This is a genomic window from Phocaeicola acetigenes, from assembly GCF_027529745.1.
Lineage (GTDB): Bacteria > Bacteroidota > Bacteroidia > Bacteroidales > Bacteroidaceae > Phocaeicola > Phocaeicola acetigenes.
Genome location: NZ_JAPZVM010000003.1, coordinates 39,029 through 59,089 on the forward strand (window position 1 = coordinate 39,029; position 20,061 = coordinate 59,089).

Genomic DNA, 20,061 nt, shown 5'->3' on the forward strand with positions numbered 1-20,061 from the left:
TTACCAGTAGCGTTCATCCGCCGAGCCGTAGAGAGCCAGCACCCGGTCGGTGTCGTTCTTTTTCTTTGCCCGCAGGTAGGACACGGAAATGTTCTTGCGGGTGTAGTAGTTCACGAGATTGCGGTAGTTCATCAGGCTTCGGTAGGCATTGTCGATGATTGCCAGCCGTTCGGCATCCGTCAGCGACATGCCCGTGATGTTCACGACATTTTTCAAGTCCTGAAGCACGTCCGAACTCTCGTCCAGCAGCATGGCATAACCGGAGGATATGGTCGCCAGCTCGTCCGCCGTGAAATACGGGTCGGCGAGCATGATTTGGTAGTTCCTGACGTAGATTTCGGAGATTTCCGCCACCAGTTCGATGCTTTTCTTCACCTTGATACCGCCCTTGACGACATCATGCACGGATTTGAGCGCATCGTAATAGGCTTTCCCCTGCTGGAAAATCTTCTGCGTTTCCAGAAAGCCGTTCAGGGTGTTGGCTTTCGTTCCCGCCGTTTCCACAATCTGTTTGGCGGTGTTGATGATGCCCTGAGCCAAGTTGCCGGGGTCTGACACCACCCACTGGGCGGATGCCCTGCCCATGAAGCACAGGCATACCGCCATAAGAAGAATCGTTCTTTTCATCATTTTTTGTTTTTAGGATTTGTAACACGCCTGTATTCGCCGCCGGGCAGGAGCGTTATCCGGTCGTTCTTTTTGTCGTAGGTGAACTGTATGCCGAAGCCTGTTTCAATGAACAGGCAGCCGTTCTGCTCTGTCACCGGATAAGTCGTTTCCAATACCCTGCCCCTGACATTCGCTTTACGGGTGACGGTGTATCTGCCGTCCGTTTCCGTGAGTGTGAAAGCCGGGTGTCCCCTGACGTGTACCCAGTCGCCCCGCATCCTTTCCAGTTCCTTGCTTTCACTGTCCTTGCAGCCAGCCAGCAGGCAGGCGGACAGCAGCGTGTAAATCAGGTTGTCCATTAATTTCATATCGTTTATTTTTAGGTGGTTGATAATCCGGGATTTCTTTTGCTCTCCGCAAGCCGTTTGACAGCCAGTTCAAGGTTGCCGCCCAGCTTGTCGGCAAGGGCGAACAGTTCCGTTTTCTCGCTTTCTTCGGTCGTGTACGTGTAATATTCCTCCAGCGAAACTTCCGTTGCGTACACCGCCGACTGCGTGCCGCCCAGCGAGAAGAACACTTCCTTATACTTCCGTCCGGGATGGTTCGCCATATTGATGGACAATATTTGCGAACGTTCCTTGTCGGTCAGTCCCAAGAGGGTCTGTATGCTGTCGAACTTGTTGAGATATTTCCTTTGGTCTAACAGAATCTTGCAGTCCGAATTGTTGATGATGCTCTCTTTCACGATAGGCGAGGAAATAATATCCTCCACTTCCTGCGTTACCACAATCGCTTCCCCGAAATACTTTCTGACGGTTTTGTACAAATATTTTATGTAGTCCGCCATGTTCGCCGACGCTATCGCTTTCCACGCTTCTTCAATCAGGATTAATTTTCTTATTCCCTTCAATTTGCGCATCTTGTTTATAAAGGCTTCCATGATGATGATGGTCGTTATCGGGAACAGTATTTTGTGGTCTTTGATATTGTCCAGCTCGAAGACAATAAAGCGTTTGTGCAGCAAGTCCAGTTCCTTGTCGGAGTTGAGCAGGTAGTCATACTCGCCGCCCTTGTAATAGGGTTCAAGCACGTTCAGGAAGCCGTCAATGTCAAAGTCCTTTTCCCTGACATTCTTCTGTTCAAGCTGTCGGCGGTATTCGTCCCGGACAAACTCGTAGAACGTGTTGAAGCAGGGTGTTACCGACCTGTCGCCCGTGATACGTTCGATATAGGCACTTACCGCATTGGACAACGCCACTTCTTCCGACCGCTTCGGGGCTTCATCGTCCCGCTTCCACAGGGTGAGTATAAGGGTCTTGATACTCTCTTTCTTCTCGATGTCGAATACCCCGTCCTCGACATAGAACGGGTTGAACGCTATCGGGTTCTCGTTGGTGTAGGTGAAATAAATCCCGTCCTCGCCGTGCGTGCGGTTGTGGATAAGCTGGCACAGCCCCAAATAGCTGTTGCCCGTATCTACCAGCAGCACGTGCGCCCCCTGCTCGTAATACTGGCGTACCATGTGGTTGGTGAAGAAAGACTTCCCGCTGCCGCTCGGCCCAAGTATGAACTTGTTGCGGTTGGTCGTGATACCTTTCTTCATGGGCAGGTCTGATATGTCGATGTGCAGCGGTCGCCCGCTCACCCTGTCCACCATTTTGATGCCGAAGGGCGAAAGCGAACTCTTGTAGTTCGTTTCTTCCACGAACAGGCAGAGAGCCTGCCCCAAGAACGTGTAGAAACTTTCTTCCGCCGGGAAGTCCCCCTCGTTGCCCGGTATGCCCGCCCAAAAGAGCGTGGGCGTATCGACCGTGTTGTGGCGTGGCTTGCATTCCATCAGGGCAAGCTGGCTTCCCACATCGTTGCGTATGCGTTTGAGTTCCTCCCGGTCATCGCTCCAAGCCATGACGTTGCAGTGGCAGCGCACGGAAACAAGCCCCTTGCTGTGCGCTTCGTTCAGGTACTCGTCTATCCATTCCTTGTTTATCTGGTTGGCACGGGAGTAGCGGGAAAGCGACTGCATGTTCCGGGCGGTCTGCTCGAACGTTTTCAGGTTTTCGGCATGGTCGTCTATGAAGATGTATTGGTTATAGACGTGGTTGCACGACAGCAGCACGCCCACCGGGGCGGCGAATGACAGGCGGCAGTCGCTCCGGTCGGTGGAAAGCTTTTCAAACCGTGTGTCCGTACCGACCTTTTCCGGCAAATCTTCCACGTCCGAAAGCGTGTGCAGGCACAGTATGTCATCCCCGACACGCATTTCTTCCGGGTAAAGCCCGATGTCTTTCAGGCAGGTGGTATCTGTCTGCGAGAGCGAGAAGTATTTCTCGATGATGCCAGCCTTTCCGTCCTGCCCGGTGATTTCCGGTGCCGCCAGCCGGGTAAGCGTGACAAACCCGCTGTCGTTCATGATCCTTTCAAACTGTCCGACCGCTTCGATGAATTTCATAGCCGTTTCCCTGTCCGCTATCTCCTGCGGAACAATCCTGCCCCGGCAGAGGGTGGAGAAGTCGCTCTGTCGGCGGCTTCTCTCCCTTGTCGTCTTTGTCAGGAACAGGTAACAGTAATGGTTCAGGAACGGGCGTTCATTGAAGTGCCGCTCAAAACTCCGGGACAGGAAACTGAGTTCGTCCCTTCCGGTGTCAGGCTGGTAGTTCTCCGTGATGAAGAAGTCCTGCTTGTGTACTATGGAATAGTCGGGCAGTACCTTGATTGCCTTGTACCATGCCGAATGTATGGCTTCATATTCGGCACTGGTGACGGTGAACAGTTCGGGCAGTTCCACCCGGAAAGCTACCGTTATGTCGGCATCCTTTGAAATGATGCAGCCGTTCTCCACCGCCAAAAGGGGAAATTTCCTTTCCAGCGTGGTAGCCTTTAACATATTCCTCATGGTCTTTCTTCCTTTCTATTTTTATAGGTAAATAATCTGGGTATCGCCTTTCGGCTGATGATGAAGCGGGGATGTCTTTTGCGGGCGGCAGCTTTCATCAGTCCGTGCGTGCCGTACTTGGCGTTGAGCCGGAACGTCTGCCATACGAGCAACAGCGAAGCCGACACGATGAAACCGATACATAGCCACTGGTTCACACCTGCCATGAACAGGACGATGAACACCACGAACACGGCGAGCAGGCCACCCGCAAAGATGAAAAGGTACTGGCTTTTCAGCCCCTTGAACTCCACCGGTTTTCCGATACCCCTGTTTACCGGATATTCAGACATAGCCGCCGTTTTAGAGGAAGAACGAACGCAGGATAGTGGCGGCGACAATCAGGAAGATGCACGCCCCGAACCAGCTTGCGGCGGTCTTGCTGGTATCGGGGTCACCGCTTGAGAACTTGTTATACACCTTTACACCGCCAATCAAGCCGCAGACCGCCCCGATTGCGTACACCAGCTTTGTTCCGGGGTCAAAGTAGCTGGTTATCATGTTGGTGGCTTCGGTAATGCCTGCCTGTCCGTTACCTTGTGCGTAGGCACTTACCACAGCGGCAAGGAGAGCCGCCGACAAAAAGATTTTCTTTTTCATTGCGAATTGGATTTTAATGCCGGGACAGCGGGTGGATAGTCCGCTGCCGCACGGCGGATGAATAATTTGAAATTTTAGTGGTTGCGGCACGGATGCCGTCTGTTGTTGTCAGTATTGCCAATCAACCGTAATCATGTTGCTTCATATCGTTACTTGTTATGTTACAGATACTCGTTCATGTCGAACGCTTCGTATTCCCCGCTGGTATTGCCAGTTCCGGCGGGATCAGCCGCAGCCAGTTCCGCTTCGTTGCGTCCCAGCAGTTCCGCCACCTTTGCCAGCCCGCCGTTGATATTCTCCACCACCGCATCGTAGAGGTTCGTCCCCTCAATCCGTGCCAGCGTCACGGCGGCTTGCCGCTGTTCCGCTTCGGTGGAGTTGTCGGCGTTCGCCGTGCGTACCGTTTCGCCCAGTTCCTCAAAGCTCACGCCCGCAGCCCTGCCCATATCATCGTACCCGTCCATGTACCCGGATATTTCTTCGCCCTCGTAATCGGGTTCGTCATCCCCGTAGTCGGGTGTTTCGTCCGGTTGTCCGGCAGCTTGCGCCGCAAAAATAGTATCATTTTCAGCCGCTTGCGGGAGGTGTCCCGATTTGTCCTGCACTGTCCCGATTAGTCCACCCTTGTAGCGGCTCTCGCCTATTAGCGTGTAGCCGTCCGCCAGACTTTCGGGAACGGTTTTATCATTTGTTCCCTTTTCGAAACGCCTGTTGTCCGCATGGCGATACCACAGCCACAGGGCGATATAGTACACCAGAAGCCCGGTAAGTATGCAATAGGTTACCATAGTCATACAGGCTTTTGGAAGTGGCTTTCGTACAAGGCGTTTATCTCGTCTTGGTACTGTTCGAAGTGCCGCAGCAGAATATTTTCCACGTAGCTGCTTACCGTCACCTTGCGCCCGCCTATCACCGTCACGATACGCATCAGTTTCTCGTGGGTGGCTCGGCTCACGTACAAGGGTTGTCGGTCTGCCAGTTCCACTTTCTGGAAGTAGGTTTCCCGGTAGTCGCCCGTGCAACCCTTGCGCCTGCGGGGTGTCGGTTTCTCCATCCGTACCGTTTCCGTCTGTTGTCCCTCTTGGGGGATGCCCGTTTCGCCGCCGGGGTTCGGTATGTCCTCCGGCTGCTTGTCCTGCTTGGTGGGGACACCCTGCGAGATAAGTTCCCGCATGAAATCCTCGTCTATTTTCGGCAGAGTGCCGTTTTGCTTTGCCATATCATTGTAATTTAATGTAATACATCATTTCTGTTATCAGTTCTTCCAAGTTGCTGCCCCTTACCAGTGGGCGGCTGGCGGGAAAGAGCGTGGAGCGGAACACCGCCTTCCTGTCCGTCACCAGTTCTTTTTTGTAGCGTTTGGTGTCGGGGATAAAGGTTTTCATCAGCGGCAGTTCCAGTTCCTTTATCGTCTTGTCATAGGCGGCATAGAGGTCGGTTTTCTCCCGACCGTCCACCATGTTCCAGAAGAGGTACAGCCCGGCAAGGCGGCAGGCTTCATTCCTCACCAGCAGCTTTTGGATAGCCACCGCAAACGACAGGCTGCTTTCAAGAACCACCTTATCGGCGGAAATCGGGGTGAAGATATAGTCCATGCCCGCAAGGGAGTTTATCACGCCCTCGCTGTTCACCGTGCCCGGCAGGTCAAAAAACACGATGTCCGGTACGTGTCCGGCTTCTGCCGTATATCCGTCAGCCGTGGCTATCGCCTTTTCGGGCGAACTGCACAGCACCGGGTAAGCTTTCTTCCCCAGACGGGTGAACTGTTCATACGCCATGCGCTTGTAATCCTCGTCCGCCCCGACCTGTTCGGCATCCCGCTTGCGCATCCCGGCAATGGAATGTTGCGGGTAGTCGCAATCGACTACCGCCACATCGTAGCCTTTGAGGTAATAGAGGTAACTCGCCGCAAGCACGGTAAAGGTGGTTTTGCCGACCCCGCCCTTTTGGGTGGAAAAGGCGACATAAAGGGGTATTTTCTCGTTTTCCATATTGCTTCCGTTCATTATTGGTTGATATATTTGTTTATTGCTTCCAATCATTCGGGCTTTCCATATTGCAGGCTTGAAATATGGAAAGACTGCTTTTATTTCAATCTTGCTTTCCTGCTTTCATTCTTTCTTGAAATCCAGCAATCACGTTTTCTTGAAATCCTGCTTTCAACCGTTCTTGCCTGATTGAAATGTGTCTTTCAATCTTGCTTTCAATCTTGAAATCTTATGCAAATAAAAGGAGAAAAAACGTCCGTTTTTAGATGTGTCCCGATTTGTCCTTTCGTGTCCCGGTTTGTCCACCAACTGCCTATTTTACAGCATTATAAATCACCGTTACTTTGCAGTGGAGTAACGAGCCGCAAGGGGTAAAGACGTGTAACGGTGCTGGTGGACGGCAGGGCTTGCCGCCTGATGCAGACCCCAATCCGTCCCGGACGGATTTTCGATTTTCGCCAGAAAATAGCAAGGTGTGTTTCGTGGCACACGAAACCGTTTTCCGTGCCTGAAAACACCTTGCCCCTTGCGGGGGTAAAAACCACTCCGAAGTCGTGATTTTTTAATTCAAGAAAGTATGGAAACAAGGAAAAACAGCAAGGGCGGTCGCCCCGCCCTCCAAGACCCGGCGAAACATCGCCATGTCCTTTACCTGAACGACCGGGAGAACGCCCGCTTCCTATCGCAGTGGGAGCAGTCGGGCGTTTCGAGCAAGTCCCGTTTCATCGCCGCACGTATCTTCGGCGAGCCGTTCCAGGTGGTGAAAGTGGACAAGTCGGCGGTCGAGTATTGCGCCCGACTGACCGAATTTTATGCACAATTCAGAGCGGTAGCGGTCAATTACAACCAAGTGGTAAAGGCTCTAAATAGTAACTTTTCGGAGAAAAAGGCACTGGCTTTTCTCTATAAACTGGAGAAAGCGACTACCGAACTGGCTATGTTGAACCGTCAGGTTATCGACCTGACAAACGAGTGCAGGGAACTATGGTTGCCAAAATAAGTACAGGAAGTTCCATGTTCGGCGCACTGGCATACAATCAGGAAAAGGTGGACAACGGGGAAGCAAAGGTGCTTTTCTCCAATAAAATGCTGTTGGACGAGGACGGGCATTCCAGTATCGGCGGGTGTATGCGCAGTTTTGAAATGCAGATGCCCGTCCATTTGTCCACCAAGAAGCCGATATTGCACATTTCCATAAACCCGCACCCGAAAGACGTGCTTTCAGACCAGCAGTTGTCTGACATCGCACGGGAGTATATGCGGAAGTTGGGCTATGGTGACCAGCCTTATTTGGTCTATAAACACGAGGACATCGACCGCCACCATATCCACATCGTGGGCTTACGGGTGGACGAAAACGGCAAGCCGCTGAATGACAGGTTCGAGCACCGGAGAAGCAAGCAGATTACCCGTGAACTGGAACGGAAATACAACCTGCATCCGGCGGAGAGAAAGGAGCGTGCCGAACGCCCCGAACTTAAAAAGGTCGATTACGCAGCCGGGGACGTGAAGCACCAGATTGGCAATACCGTGAAAGCGGCTTGTTACGGCTACCGCTTCCAGTCGTTCGGGGAGTACAGGGCGTTGCTTGCCACCTGCAACGTGTGCGCCGAGGAAGTCAAGGGGGAGATAAACGGCAGACCCTATCAGGGCATTGTCTATTCCGCCACGGACGATAAGGGCGAAAAGGTGGGCAACCCGGTAAAGGCATCCCGCATCGGCAAGTCGGTGGGCTACGAAGCGGTGCTGTGCAGGATGGAAAAGTCTGGCAAGGCGATTAAGGACGGGAAGCTGAAAGAGCGTACCCGGAAGATTGTCGCCGCAGCCATGCAGACCGCCCGTAACCGACAAAAGTTTGAACAGGAACTGAAACGGCAGGGCATTGACGTGGTGTTCCGGCAGAACGACAGCGGGCGCATCTATGGCGTTACGTTCATCGACCACGACAGCCGGGTGGTATTGAACGGTTCACGTTTGGGCAAGGAGTTTTCGGCGAACGTGTTCAATGACCTGTATTCGGATGTCCAAACGGGACAGACCGAAAGCGTTGCTCCGCAGCGGGGACAAGAGCAGGACTTCACGCAGCAGCCGCATACGGCGGCACGGCTTCCGGTCAGCGGACTGGGCGGGTTGTTCGGCGGATCTTCCATAGGAGAAGAACCGCCGCAGGACACCGCCGGGCAAAAGAGAAAGAAGAAAAAGAAGCGCACAAGACGCATCGAATAACTTAAAAATATACGACTATGCAACAGGAAGATGATTTGAGGGGGCTTGCAAGGGTCATGGACTTTATGCGGGCAATCAGTATTTTATTCGTGGGAATAAACGTGTACTGGTTCTGTTACTCCAGCCTAAAAGGATGGGGAGTAACCTTTGAGGTGATTGACAAGATTTTGTGGAACTTCCAGCGTACCACCGGGCTGTTCTCGTCCATGCTGTGGACGAAACTTTTTGCGGTGGTGTTTCTCGCCCTGTCGTGCATCGGGACAAAGGGGGTGAAGAACGAGAAGATAACTTGGACGAAGATACATTGCTGCCTTGCGGTGGGTTTCGTCCTGTTTTTCCTGAACTGGTGGCTGCTGGAACTGCCCTTGCCGCATACGGCGGACACAGCATTTTACATCGCCATGCTGTCTGCGGGCTATATATGCCTGCTCATGGCGGGTACATGGATGTCCCGCCTGTTGAAGAACAACCTTATGGATGATGTCTTTAACACCGAGAACGAGAGTTTCCAGCAGGAAACCCGGCTTATCGAGAACGAGTATTCGATAAACCTGCCAACACGTTTCTATTATAAGAAGAAGTGGAACAACGGCTGGATAAATGTGGTGAACCCGTTCCGTGCCAGCCTTGTGCTGGGCACGCCGGGAAGCGGAAAGTCATACGCGGTGGTAAACAATTACATAAAACAGCAAATCGAGAAGGGTTTTGCACTCTACTGTTATGATTATAAGTTTCCCGACCTGTCGGAAATAGCATATAATCATTTGCTCACGCATTTGGACGGCTATAAGGTCAAGCCCAAGTTTTACATTATCAATTTTGACGACCCACGCAAGAGCCACCGATGCAACCCGATAAACGCCAGCTTCATGTCGGACATAGCGGACGCTTACGAAGCCAGCTACACGATAATGCTCAACCTCAATCGCAGTTGGATAACCAAGCAGGGCGACTTCTTCGTGGAAAGCCCGATTATCCTTTTGGCGGCTATCATTTGGTATTTGCGCATCTATCAGGGCGGCAGGTATTGCACGTTTCCCCATGCCATTGAACTGTTGAACAAGAAATACGCCGATGTGTTCACGATTTTGCGCAGCTATCCCGAACTGGAAAATTATCTTTCCCCGTTCGTGGACGCTTGGGAATCAGATGCCCAAGAGCAGTTGCAGGGGCAGATAGCGAGTGCCAAAATACCGCTTTCACGTATGATAAGCCCGGCACTTTACTGGGTAATGACGGGTGATGATTTCTCGCTGGATATAAACAACCCGAAAGAGCCTAAAATACTGGTTGTCGGCAATAATCCCGACCGCCAGAACATCTATTCGGCGGCACTGGGATTGTATAACAGTAGAATTGTGAAGCTGATAAACAAGAAAGGTCAGCTTAAAAGTTCGGTGATTATAGACGAGTTGCCCACTATCTACTTCCGTGGTCTTGACAACCTGATTGCGACCGCCCGAAGCAACAAGGTGGCGGTTCTGCTTGGCTTTCAGGATTACAGCCAGCTTACTCGTGACTACGGGGACAAGGAAAGCCGTGTGATACAAAATACGGTAGGCAACGTGTTCAGCGGTCAGGTGGTCGGTGAAACGGCAAAAATCCTGTCGGAGCGTTTCGGGAAGGTGTTGCAGAAACGGCAGAGCATGACAATCAACCAGCGGGAGAAGTCCACCTCGATAAGCACCCAGATGGACAGCCTGATACCTGCCAGCAAAATATCCAACCTCACGCAAGGCATGTTCGTGGGGGCGGTGGCGGACAACTTCGATGAACGGATAGAACAGAAGATTTTCCACTGTGAAATCGTGGTGGACAACGAGAAGGTGAAACGGGAAACTACCCGTTACGTGAAGCTGCCGCAGATTATCGACTTTACAGACAAGGACGGCAACGACCGTATGCAGGAAGAGATACAAGCCAACTACGAGCGCATCCGTCAGGAAGTCCGGCAGATTGTCGAAGACGAGATAACCCGTATCAAGAATGACCCGGAGCTACGATATTTAATAAAGGAAGGATAATTTTCTCCTTCCTTTATTATCAATTTTTTATCCTCTAGGTGGATATGGATCTGACTTTTTAGGATATGTTCTTTCTTCTTGGATTTTACCATCTGTTTTATGAATTCTAATAGATGATTCGGGTTGTCGTTTAGCAATTTCTATTGTTTTTTGAACGACTTCTGCCTTAGTGCTTCCAACAACAGATGCTCTTTGACCTTTTTCCAGTTTACCTTGCCAACCATTTTCTGTTTTTGTTACATGATAAATTTTTCTCATATATATTTTGTTTTAAATTATACTCTAGATACAATCCTTGCTGCTGTTTTTATGTCAACAGTCTGGACACCAATTGACTGTAAGATGTGTCGCATATCATTAAAAACAGGTTCTTCTTCTTTTGGATCAGAAATTGTTAGAATTGCCGTAAATGGAATGCCTTCACTAGGAATATTTTCTCCATCTCTAGTTAAATATTCTACATCAAGTTTCCATTCCGTAGAAGGACCAACTCCTTTTGAAAAGTATTTTTCATAAACCTTTATTGGACTCCATTTGAATGTATGTTCAATTTGATCTTTTTCATAAAGTCCACCTTCTCCAGATTCGGGGGCATAAATAGCATCTAACCGTCCTTTATATTTACCATTGCTTTGAAGCTGTCTTAATCTTGCATCAATGTTTACACGTATAAATTCCGCTCCAAATTTATAATCAAGCGGAGGGGTACTAACAATTGTCAATCTGGCTTTGCCTGTACACTTTCCTTTCTTTACAAGACATGATGGCCATGTAAAGTTAAAGCTAAGTTTTCTACCTGTCGTAATCCTATTTGCAAAAACTAAAGTAATAGCATTATCCCCACCGTTCAATATTTCTGAAGAGCTTAACGGCATACCAAAACCAACTAAATGTTTTGCAACACTACTTAACTGCTTGTGTCTGAAAGGTTCTGGTATAACAGCATAATGGATAGATAAAGCTATTAAAGTTTCTCTAGAAACTTCCCCTTCTATTTTATTTTCTAATGCTGCAATAGTTTTTGCTACATTTGGAGCTGCATAACTAGTTCCACAGCCATCCTCAATTAGTCCGTTCTCATTTATTGAGAAAAGGCCATAACCCTTTGTGATATTTTTTGTTCCACTTCCTCCAACATGAGCTAAGTCCGGTTTTAACCCAGTTCTAGAACTAATGCCTTTACAGCTATAATTACTTAACCCATAAGCAACAACACCATCAATATCTGGTGGATTTAAGGCTGATACACTTATATTGCGGCAACTTTCAGCAGGAACTTTAAGTGCATCATTTCTTGTTGTCACTAAAGTTTTTAATGCAGCGACAGGATCTGATGGCCATTCTTTCCTCATCTGTGCTGGATGAGTGTTACCAGCCGAAATAATAAAAATAATATCATTGTCTTCCGCAATTTTATCTAAGATTTGAGCTGGAATACTATACCCGCTTGATGTTACGTGTTCTTCAACATTAAGGCTGAAATTAAATATACGTACTCCTGTTCTTGCTTTTAATTCTTGGACGGCAATTTCTAATTCATTAAAAAACTCTAAAGGCTTAGAATAGTAAGAATCGTAAAATTTAGAAGGAAGAATATCAAGATCAATAATGTAACATCCATCTAATTCTTTGCAAACACTATTTAGGCTTCCTCCTAATACTGCCAATCCTGCTATAAAACTCCCATGTTGCTCATTTTTATCTTCTGGACTAATTAACCCCCATCTGTCTTGAATCCAATTTCCCAATATATTTGAAACGCCTCCATCTACTACACATAATTTGGGGTAATTCACTTTTGGATCTATGGCTGGTATTGTTGCCGGAGAACCTAAATTAATAGAACTATTGCCACCTCTAGTTATAATAGGAGGCAAAGTTATTCTTTTTACTAACGGATGTCTATCCAAGAAATCTAATAGTTTCTCGTGTTGTTTATAATCCAAACAAACAGCCTTATGATTTATATTTTTTGTAGCTGATGATTGTAGTGGAACCATTTGTACTATAGGCATTCCACCTTCTTCTAGCTTTATTCCATATAAAACAGCTGCTCCTTTATCCTGTTTAATTTTTAATGCGTATAGTCCAGAACCAAAGTTCTCAAGTCCATTTATGAATGTACTGAATAATTGTCTTTTTTGTATACTTAATGTGTCCCAGTCTTTTTTAGCTGGTGGATCTTCGAATAATTCAACGATGTATGCTCCTCCAGAACGTGAGTCCGATAACCATTCTATAGCTTCTTTTATTGAAAACTTCCTTTTATCGCTTTTTGTGTGTTGGGAGATATGATCAATTGCTCCTATTTCACTACGTATTCGACTTGGATAAGGGATATCTTTTCCATCTATATTTTTCTTATTTGTAGTTGTTTCCGCTTTGTCCATTTTGCAAGAAACACGTTCAATACTTTCTGGAGTTAATTCTACATATAACTCCCCAAGCTCTCCAGCTCCCACAATGGGTGTAATATCAGGCTTAAAAATAGCATGAGTTGGACAGTGGCTTTTTGCCAGAGCAGATTGTCTTAAAGTGATTTTTGCATAAGAAACAGGAGCAAATTCATTATCAATTTGCAGTTTTTTTATTTCACGTAATTGCTGAGTTAACAGCTCTCTATGTTCAATAAATGCAACATCGTTGTCAGCAAAAAAATCTGTGGATGGTCCCCCTCCTTTATTTTCAACTTCTTCTATAAAATTATTGGTATTTAATACCACTTGTATTGGACTGTTTCCCATAATATATAAATATTAAATTATTTCATTTTTGATTTTAGTTTACTCAAAGAAGATGTGGTCATTCCAAACATTGGAGCTATATCAACTTGCTTGAATGTATATGTTTCATCCTCAATAAGCGCATTAATAAATTCCTCGTCACTTTTTAATATAGCATTTTTCTTTTTTTCAGTTACGCGTCCTGAATTTAAGAGTGTAAATTGTTTAATAATATTTGATGCCGTTATATTGTTATCAACAACATAAGCTCTCTTTATCCATTTTGCTAGCATTTCTATATCTGCTCCAGAAGCTTCTTCTATACACCAAGCGAAAAGTTTAATTTCATTTTCTCCAAAATTAAGCGGATAAAGAAATTTTTTAACAAGCTCTATTATAATTTGCGGTGAAGGTTTAGGGATTTCTATTTGGACGTCAAATCTTCTCCACACTGCAGGATCTAATAATGCTTCATGGTTTGTAACTCCAATTGTAAAACCACAATCCTTTCTGCTATCTAAGCATTGGAGCAATGTGTTCACAACTCTTTTTACTTCCCCTACTTCTTGAGGATCATTCCGTAATTTTGCAATTGCATCAAATTCATCAAGCAAAAGAACACAATTGTATCTATTTGCGAATGAAAACAAATTGCCTATATTTTTAGCTGTAGTTCCTAAAAAAGAGGACATCAACCCTTCTAAACGAGCCAAAACCACAGGCAATCCTATTTGCTTAGCTATCCACTTCGCTAAATGAGTTTTTCCCGTTCCTGGCAGTCCATAAATCAAGCAAGAACTTGCAGGGGCTGCATTAATCTCAAGTAATTGATCAAATTTTGACCATTCGTTTATTATAGAAAGAATAGCATTTTTGATATTGTCATCAAAAAGAGGAATTTCATCTGGCAAGTCTTCATTAAAGAACACTTCTGCGATAGGGATAGAAGTTTCTTTATCAACAGGAATAGAAGTCTTAGATGTTATTACTTCTCCTTTGTTCATTGCAAATGATTGCTTAATTCGACTAGGGGTCATTTCTATAGATTTTTTTGATGACGCAAGGAGAGATTCTATTGACTTGGCTTCCTTTTCATTTCCATCTTTCTTTAATGCATCTTTAAGCCTATTTATTTGTTGTATAACCGCACTATTGGGAGTTGCCAATGCAGACCGACATAAAGCTTGTATAATATTAAAATGTTCCATTATTTCTGATATAAGTAAATTATTTCGCAAATATAACAATTAATTTCCATAATCAAAATATAATTTCCATTTTTTATTTATTAATTTCCTATTATATGGATTTGTTTATTAAAGCATGCTGCCTACTGGAACAAACAGACAAGATTTGATTCATATAAAATTAAGCTTGCCATATTATATAGTCAAATTCAGACATTGTAGGACAAATCGGGACACTCATTGCCGCCTGTCAAAATATAGCATATTTAGTCGTTACCTTTGGACGGGAATAATCCCGTAACCACTAAAATTCCAATTATTTATGGCAAACAGAATGAACCCGCCCGCAGAGGGGCAGGAAAAAGACGTGCTGCTGGTCTTGGATAAACAGCAGGGGAAAGTGAGTGCCGTTAAAGGTATCGACAACGAGGGCAATTTGCAGACCGTAGAACCGACCCAATCCCATAGCGGTGAGTTTATGCAGGTGGACAGGAACAGCGATGTGTTCAGCAACTTCATTTCCAATTTTTTCCACAGGTATCAGGACACGGAGGGACTGGCTTTGTTCCGCAGCAAGGCTACGGAAGCGGAACAGGACGCAAAAGCTATCGAGGACAACCACCGCAACCCCACGCCGGAGGGCGACAGACGGGCGGAAATGTTGCGAGTTCCGAATCCCGACAATAACGGGGGCAGGCAGGATTTCCGTTTCGACCCGGCTAAAATCAACTGGGAGGACTTGAAGAAAGTCGGCATTACTGCCGACACGTTGAAAAACACAAAGGATTTCGACAGGGTGATGCGTGGCTACAAATCCCGCAACACCTATACCGTTTCGGGGACGGTAGGCGGCTTCTACCTTAAACCTACCGATGTCAAGCTCTCTTTCTATCAGGCAAAGGACGGGACGGTAGTGCCTAAGCTGCACGGCGTGCAAATGGATGAAAAGCTGCTTCAACGCCCGTATAACGGGCACGAATTTCCCAAGCAGGAACAAGGAAACCTGCTGGGAACCGGCAATCTGGGCGGTATTATCCAAATCAAAGACCCGAAAAACGGGGAGCAAATCCCCGTGTTCGTCAGCCGGGATAGGTACACCCACGAACTGGAGTACATGCGGGCAGACAAGTGGAAATGTCCCGATACCGTTTGTGGCGTGAAAGTAAGCCCGGAACAGAAAGCCGCTTTTGAAGCCGGGAAACCCGTCAAGATGGAAAACCTGCAATTCAAGGACGGGACGAAACGCAGTGCCTATCTTCAAGTCAGCGCAGTGGAGCGTGGTTTGGAGTTCCTGCCGAGGTCTGCCGTCCAGTTCTTGCAGCAGGGGCAGCAGCCCGCACAGCAGCAGGTCACAAGATTAAAGGACGGCAAGGGTGTGGAGTTCAACGGTCATGTGCAGCCCGGAGTACAGGGCAAATCCTCCGGCAAGGTGCAGCCGAAAGATGTTATCCCCGTTTCCGAGAGCCGGACGCAGGTAGCGGTCAATTCTGGAGGAAAGACAGATGAAGCTACCAAGCAGACCAAAGAGCCGCTGAAACAGGGACAACAGAAACCCACCGCCAAGCAGAAAGAGAAACAGGAAAAAGCACAGGACAAGAGCCTGAAAGCGGACAAGTCCAAAAAGTCCAGAGGGATGAAAATGTAGTACCTACCATTAAAAAGTGAAGAATTATGATTGCATTGATAGCGGAAAAGCCCAGCGTGGCAAAAGACATCGCCCGTATCATCGGGGCGACACAAAGGAATGACGGGTATCTGTCCGGCAACGGGTACATGGTGACATGGGCGTTCGGGCACTTGATACAGCTTGCCATGCCCGAAGCCTACGGCGTGGCAAATTTTCGCAGGGAGAGCCTGCCCATACTTCCGTCCGATTTCCGGCTAATCCCCCGTCAGGTGAAAGCCGAAAAGGGCTACAAGGCAGACCCCGGCGTGTTGAAACAGTTGAAAGTGATTAAGGAGGTGTTCGACCAGTGCGACAGGATTATTGTCGCCACCGATGCCGGGCGTGAGGGGGAATTGATTTTCAGGTATATATTCCATTACCTGAACTGCCGCAAGCCTTTTGTCCGGCTGTGGATAAGCAGCCTTACCGACAAGGCTATCCGTGAGGGGATGGACAATTTGCAGCCGGGCGGACATTACGATAACCTCTACCTCTCCGCCAAGTCCCGCAGTGAAGCCGACTGGCTGATAGGGATAAACGCCACCCAAGCGTTGAGCGTAGCCGCCGGACAGGGCGTGTTCTCGTTGGGCAGGGTGCAGACACCCACGCTCGTGATGATATGCAGCCGTTTTTTGGAGAACAGGAATTTTGTCCCGACCAAGTTCTGGCAGCTCAAAGCGGCGACCGCCAGCGGGGGAATAGGTTTCACCGCCCAATCGACCGACAAGTGGGAACAGCAGTCCGATGCCATAGCCGCCCTGCAACGGGTAAAGGATGCCGGGCAGCTTGTGGTGAAGTCTGTTGAGAGGAAAGAAACCAGCCAAGAACCGCCCCTTTTGTACGACCTTACCACGCTGCAAAAGGAAGCGAACACGAAGCTGGATTTTTCAGCGGACAAGACGCTTTCGATAGCACAAAGCCTGTATGAAAAGAAAGTGATGTCCTATCCGAGAACCGGAAGCCGTTATATTTCGGAGGATGTTTTCGAGGAAATGCCGGAGCGCATCGCACTGTTGGGAAAATACCCCCGCTTTGCCGGATATGCCGCCAGCTTGAACAGCAACACACTGAACCGCTGCAGCGTGAATGACGGCAAGGTAACCGACCACCATGCTTTAATCGTTACCGAAAACCTGCCCGATGAACTTTTCGAAGATGAAAGGGCGGTCTATGAACTGGTAGCCGGGCGTATGCTGGAAACCTTTTCGGACAAATGCGTGAAAGACGTTACCACCGCTGTATTGTCCGCCGGAAATACCGATTTCACCGTAAAAGGGGCGATAATGAAAGAAGCCGGATGGCGGGCTGTGTTCAACGAACAGGAAGCAGGCGAGGACGGAGAAGCTGCCGGACTGCCACAGCTTCAGGAGGGAGAAACCTTGTCGCTCTCCGGCGTGGATCTGCTCGAAAAGCAGACCAAGCCGAAGCCGCTGCATACGGAAAGCAGCCTGCTTGCCGCAATGGAAAATGCGGGCAGGGAACTGGAGGATGCCGAATTGAAAGCCAGCCTGAAAGATGCCGGGATAGGTACGCCAGCCACCCGTGCGGCGATTATAGAAACATTGTTCGCACGCCAGTATATCGTGCGTGAGAAAAGGAATATTATACCCACAGAAAAGGGACTTGCCGTTTACAGGATTGTCAAGGACAAGAAGATTGCCGATGTCGAAATGACGGGTATGTGGGAAACCGCCCTTACCAAGATAGAAGCGGGCTGTATGGATGCCGACACATTCAGGAAAGGCATCGAGGTCTATGCCGCCCAAATCACGGCGGAACTGCTTTCCGTACAACTGTCCATTGCTGGAGGTGAAACCTGTCCATGTCCGAAATGTGGCAGCGGACGCATACTATTCTACCCGAAAGTGGCGAAATGTTCCAACGTGGACTGTACGCTTACCATATTCCGTAACAAGTGCGACAAGAAACTGACCGACAAGCAGGTTGTCGAACTAGTGACGAAGCGGAAGACCGAGTTAATCAAGGGCTTCAAGGGAAAGAACGGCAAGGTTTTCGATGCTTCGCTGGTATTGGACGAACAGTTCAATGTCGCTTTTTCATTCCCTGAAAAGAAAGGAAAACCGAAGAAATGACTTATCTTTACCGCTGAAATTTCATTGTGATGGGTTTTAAGGCTTATGATAATTGAAATTTTAGTGGTTGCGCCCGGAGGGAAACCGGGCGCATTTTTTATTGCTGCTGTAAGTATAGAATCAGTTCATTCGCATAATCTTTAATGAAAGACACTTGATTATCACTAACCTTTTCTCCATGTATTGCATAATTACAGATAGCCAAAATTTCTCTTAATGGATTATATATATTAGTATTTAATATATTGTCTTTTAATAAAGTCCTGATAATTTCCATTAAAGGAATAGGTTTATTTGATTTGGGGTAATACTTCTCCCAAATACGTCGAAGTTCAATTTCTATATTATATCGAACCTTAAATAATAAAAGATTTGCATCAGGAATATCAAGATCTATTTTTGAATTATGTTTTAATTCAGGAGTTATTTCTTGTTTGATTTTTTCTTCTATATCTCGTAATTTACTTTCTGGAGAAGGCTTTTCATAATTTTGTATATATACAGACTGAACGTGATTTGAATGTATTTCAGTCTTAATGTCACCAACTTTTACATTTATGTATTCTTTCAAATCATCTAAGCTTTGTTTTAGTTTTATTCCTAATAAATCTACTTCTGGAAATATAGGGACTAACATCAAAGCTATGAAAATAAGAAATATTACAGTATCAGTTTGATTAGAGTTTCCATTAATAATCTCATTGATTCTATGACATAAAATATATCCTGATACTAAAATAAGTATTAACCACCAAGTAACCTTAAACCAATTAGGAAATTTCATAACTTACTATTTTTTTGCAAAAATACGATAATCGATTAAACCCTTAAAAATGATGAGTATAAAAAATCATCCATAATACAGAATTTATCCAATTTCCATTTGGAATCTAAGGTTTCACACATAAATCTGACTCCTTCTCCAAGTATAATAGGTACAGTATAAACGGTTAAACAATCTAATAAATTAGTTTTTATCAAAGACGTGAGTAATTTACTACTGCCTATAACTAATAAATCATTTTCTTGTTTTAATTTATATACCTGATTTAGCGGTTTATTTGTCAGAAAATCCACACCACAATTTGGTGTAACATTAATATCATTGCTGGACACAACAAAAGAACGCTTTCCTTTATATGGCCATCCTCCCCAATGTTCGAAAATGTAGGTGTAAGTATTTGTTCCTATCAAAAGTGTATCAGCAGCTGCAATTTCTTTTCCAATCTGTGATTTTACTGACTGTGGTATCCAGTCCAATTCATAGTCTGGGGTTGCAATAAATCCGTCAAGAGATACGGCAATGTGCGCTTTTATTTGTTTCATACTATCAGGTATTTAACAGTTTAATATTCGTATTCAACTGTCCGCCAGTACCCCAAAAAAGCGTGGTTCTTACACTGCTTCAATGCGAGGTACTGGCATACCCAAATGTGGAAACAGGCAAGACCACGCTATGACAAAGCATAGCATATCCTGCGCTGAATATCCCCACATTTTGAAAAGTGCCAGTTTTCGCATCGGGACGTTCGGCGGAACGCTAATTTTCAATATTATATATAAAGACGAAATCACAGTCAAAACTGTTCAATCGCCGCTATTCTCTTGTACTACTTTTGCAAATGTAGTGAAAATCATTGAGAAATCATGGCGTATAATAAAAAATCCCGCCGTGTTATCACAACAAGGCAGGACAAGGTTAATTGAATGATGACAAAAAACACTGTCTAATCCGTGCGCTCACGAATAAGCCTGTGTATGTCGCTTGCCCGATAGTAATATTTTCCGTCCAGAAGAAGATAGGGCAATATGCCTTTCTTCCGGTAACGCTGCAAGGTCTTGACGCTCACTTTGAGCATAAAGCATAAGTCCTGATTGTCGAGCAGCTTTTCACCGTTCAGGCAGTTGTGGCTGTTCATCAGACGGTCTATCTTTTTATCCTGCATGTCGAGCCTGTCCATGATACGCTCCATCCATGCCACGAAGTTGTCATTGTCTATATACATAAGCTAC

At 46.7% G+C, this 20,061-nt stretch carries 19 protein-coding genes; 5 read left to right on the forward strand and 14 right to left on the reverse strand.

The features are described 5' to 3' along the window. The 8 genes from O6P32_RS04730 to O6P32_RS04765 form a co-directional block, all read right to left on the reverse strand. The gene (locus O6P32_RS04730; protein WP_068856518.1) at positions 1-627 is read right to left on the reverse strand and encodes a DUF4141 domain-containing protein; all 627 of its coding nucleotides are present in this window, start codon (positions 625-627) and stop codon (positions 1-3) included. Further along, complete coding sequence (locus tag O6P32_RS04735) at positions 627-977, reverse strand: DUF3876 domain-containing protein (RefSeq protein WP_269877100.1); 351 nt, start codon at positions 975-977, stop codon at positions 627-629. Before O6P32_RS04735 ends, O6P32_RS04730 begins: the two co-directional genes overlap by 1 nt. Before the next feature lie 11 nt (positions 978-988). Beyond that, complete coding sequence (locus O6P32_RS04740; protein WP_269877101.1) at positions 989-3,502, reverse strand: TraG family conjugative transposon ATPase; 2,514 nt, start codon at positions 3,500-3,502, stop codon at positions 989-991. Then, positions 3,499-3,834 (reverse strand): DUF4133 domain-containing protein, encoded by a 336-nt coding sequence (locus tag O6P32_RS04745; protein ID WP_269877102.1) that lies wholly within the window; start codon positions 3,832-3,834, stop codon positions 3,499-3,501. The genes O6P32_RS04740 and O6P32_RS04745 overlap by 4 nt, the downstream gene beginning before the upstream one ends. Before the next feature lie 10 nt (positions 3,835-3,844). After that, the gene (locus O6P32_RS04750) at positions 3,845-4,141 is read right to left on the reverse strand and encodes a DUF4134 domain-containing protein (RefSeq protein ID WP_072531504.1); all 297 of its coding nucleotides are present in this window, start codon (positions 4,139-4,141) and stop codon (positions 3,845-3,847) included. 161 nt (positions 4,142-4,302) lie between these two features. After that, complete coding sequence (locus O6P32_RS04755) at positions 4,303-4,929, reverse strand: hypothetical protein (RefSeq protein ID WP_269877104.1); 627 nt, start codon at positions 4,927-4,929, stop codon at positions 4,303-4,305. A gap of 2 nt (positions 4,930-4,931) precedes the next feature. Beyond that, on the reverse strand, positions 4,932-5,360 hold the full coding sequence (locus O6P32_RS04760) for a DUF3408 domain-containing protein (protein ID WP_195210769.1): 429 nt from the start codon (positions 5,358-5,360) through the stop codon (positions 4,932-4,934). 1 nt (position 5,361) lies between these two features. Further along, entirely contained in the window at positions 5,362-6,147 is a 786-nt protein-coding gene (locus O6P32_RS04765) for a ParA family protein (RefSeq protein ID WP_269877105.1), read from the reverse strand. Positions 6,148-6,706: 559 nt separating this feature from the next. Between O6P32_RS04765 and mobA the strand changes: the two genes are divergently transcribed. From mobA to mobC, 3 genes are read left to right on the forward strand one after another with little or no spacing between them, the layout of a single operon-like run. Further along, the gene (gene mobA, locus O6P32_RS04770; protein WP_269877106.1) at positions 6,707-7,129 is read left to right on the forward strand and encodes a conjugal transfer protein MobA; all 423 of its coding nucleotides are present in this window, start codon (positions 6,707-6,709) and stop codon (positions 7,127-7,129) included. Then, entirely contained in the window at positions 7,114-8,355 is a 1,242-nt protein-coding gene (gene mobB, locus O6P32_RS04775; RefSeq protein ID WP_269877108.1) for a conjugal transfer protein MobB, read from the forward strand. The genes mobA and mobB overlap by 16 nt, the downstream gene beginning before the upstream one ends. 17 nt (positions 8,356-8,372) lie before the next feature. Beyond that, positions 8,373-10,379: a conjugal transfer protein MobC gene (gene mobC, locus O6P32_RS04780; protein ID WP_269877110.1), complete on the forward strand. Its 2,007-nt coding sequence runs from the start codon at positions 8,373-8,375 to the stop codon at positions 10,377-10,379. 27 nt (positions 10,380-10,406) lie between these two features. On the opposite strand, the gene O6P32_RS04785 is transcribed toward mobC, so the two are convergent. Genes O6P32_RS04785 through O6P32_RS04795 form a run of 3 tightly spaced genes read right to left on the reverse strand, consistent with a single transcriptional unit; the run spans position 10,407 to position 14,310 of the window. Further along, a complete protein-coding gene (locus O6P32_RS04785) occupies positions 10,407-10,637 on the reverse strand; it encodes a DUF2188 domain-containing protein (RefSeq protein ID WP_269877111.1) in 231 nt (76 codons plus the stop codon). 17 nt (positions 10,638-10,654) lie between these two features. After that, the gene (locus O6P32_RS04790) at positions 10,655-13,123 is read right to left on the reverse strand and encodes a S8 family serine peptidase (protein ID WP_269877112.1); all 2,469 of its coding nucleotides are present in this window, start codon (positions 13,121-13,123) and stop codon (positions 10,655-10,657) included. Between the two features lie 17 nt (positions 13,124-13,140). Beyond that, positions 13,141-14,310, reverse strand: coding sequence for an AAA family ATPase (locus O6P32_RS04795; RefSeq protein WP_269877113.1), 1,170 nt, complete (start codon positions 14,308-14,310; stop codon positions 13,141-13,143). 301 nt (positions 14,311-14,611) lie between these two features. Between O6P32_RS04795 and O6P32_RS04800 the strand changes: the two genes are divergently transcribed. Continuing rightward, positions 14,612-15,934, forward strand: a complete 1,323-nt coding sequence (locus O6P32_RS04800; protein WP_269877114.1) for a DUF3945 domain-containing protein — start codon at positions 14,612-14,614, stop codon at positions 15,932-15,934. A 26-nt stretch (positions 15,935-15,960) separates the two neighbouring features. Beyond that, complete coding sequence (locus tag O6P32_RS04805) at positions 15,961-18,048, forward strand: type IA DNA topoisomerase (RefSeq protein ID WP_269877115.1); 2,088 nt, start codon at positions 15,961-15,963, stop codon at positions 18,046-18,048. Between the two features lie 97 nt (positions 18,049-18,145). Here O6P32_RS04805 and O6P32_RS04810 read toward each other — a convergent pair whose 3' ends face one another. From O6P32_RS04810 to O6P32_RS04820, 3 genes are all read right to left on the reverse strand, one after another. After that, complete coding sequence (locus O6P32_RS04810) at positions 18,146-18,832, reverse strand: hypothetical protein (protein WP_249053071.1); 687 nt, start codon at positions 18,830-18,832, stop codon at positions 18,146-18,148. Between the two features lie 35 nt (positions 18,833-18,867). Beyond that, complete coding sequence (locus O6P32_RS04815) at positions 18,868-19,374, reverse strand: dihydrofolate reductase family protein (protein ID WP_269877117.1); 507 nt, start codon at positions 19,372-19,374, stop codon at positions 18,868-18,870. A 401-nt stretch (positions 19,375-19,775) separates the two neighbouring features. After that, complete coding sequence (locus tag O6P32_RS04820) at positions 19,776-20,054, reverse strand: helix-turn-helix domain-containing protein (RefSeq protein WP_055095680.1); 279 nt, start codon at positions 20,052-20,054, stop codon at positions 19,776-19,778. Positions 20,055-20,061 lie beyond the last annotated feature (7 nt).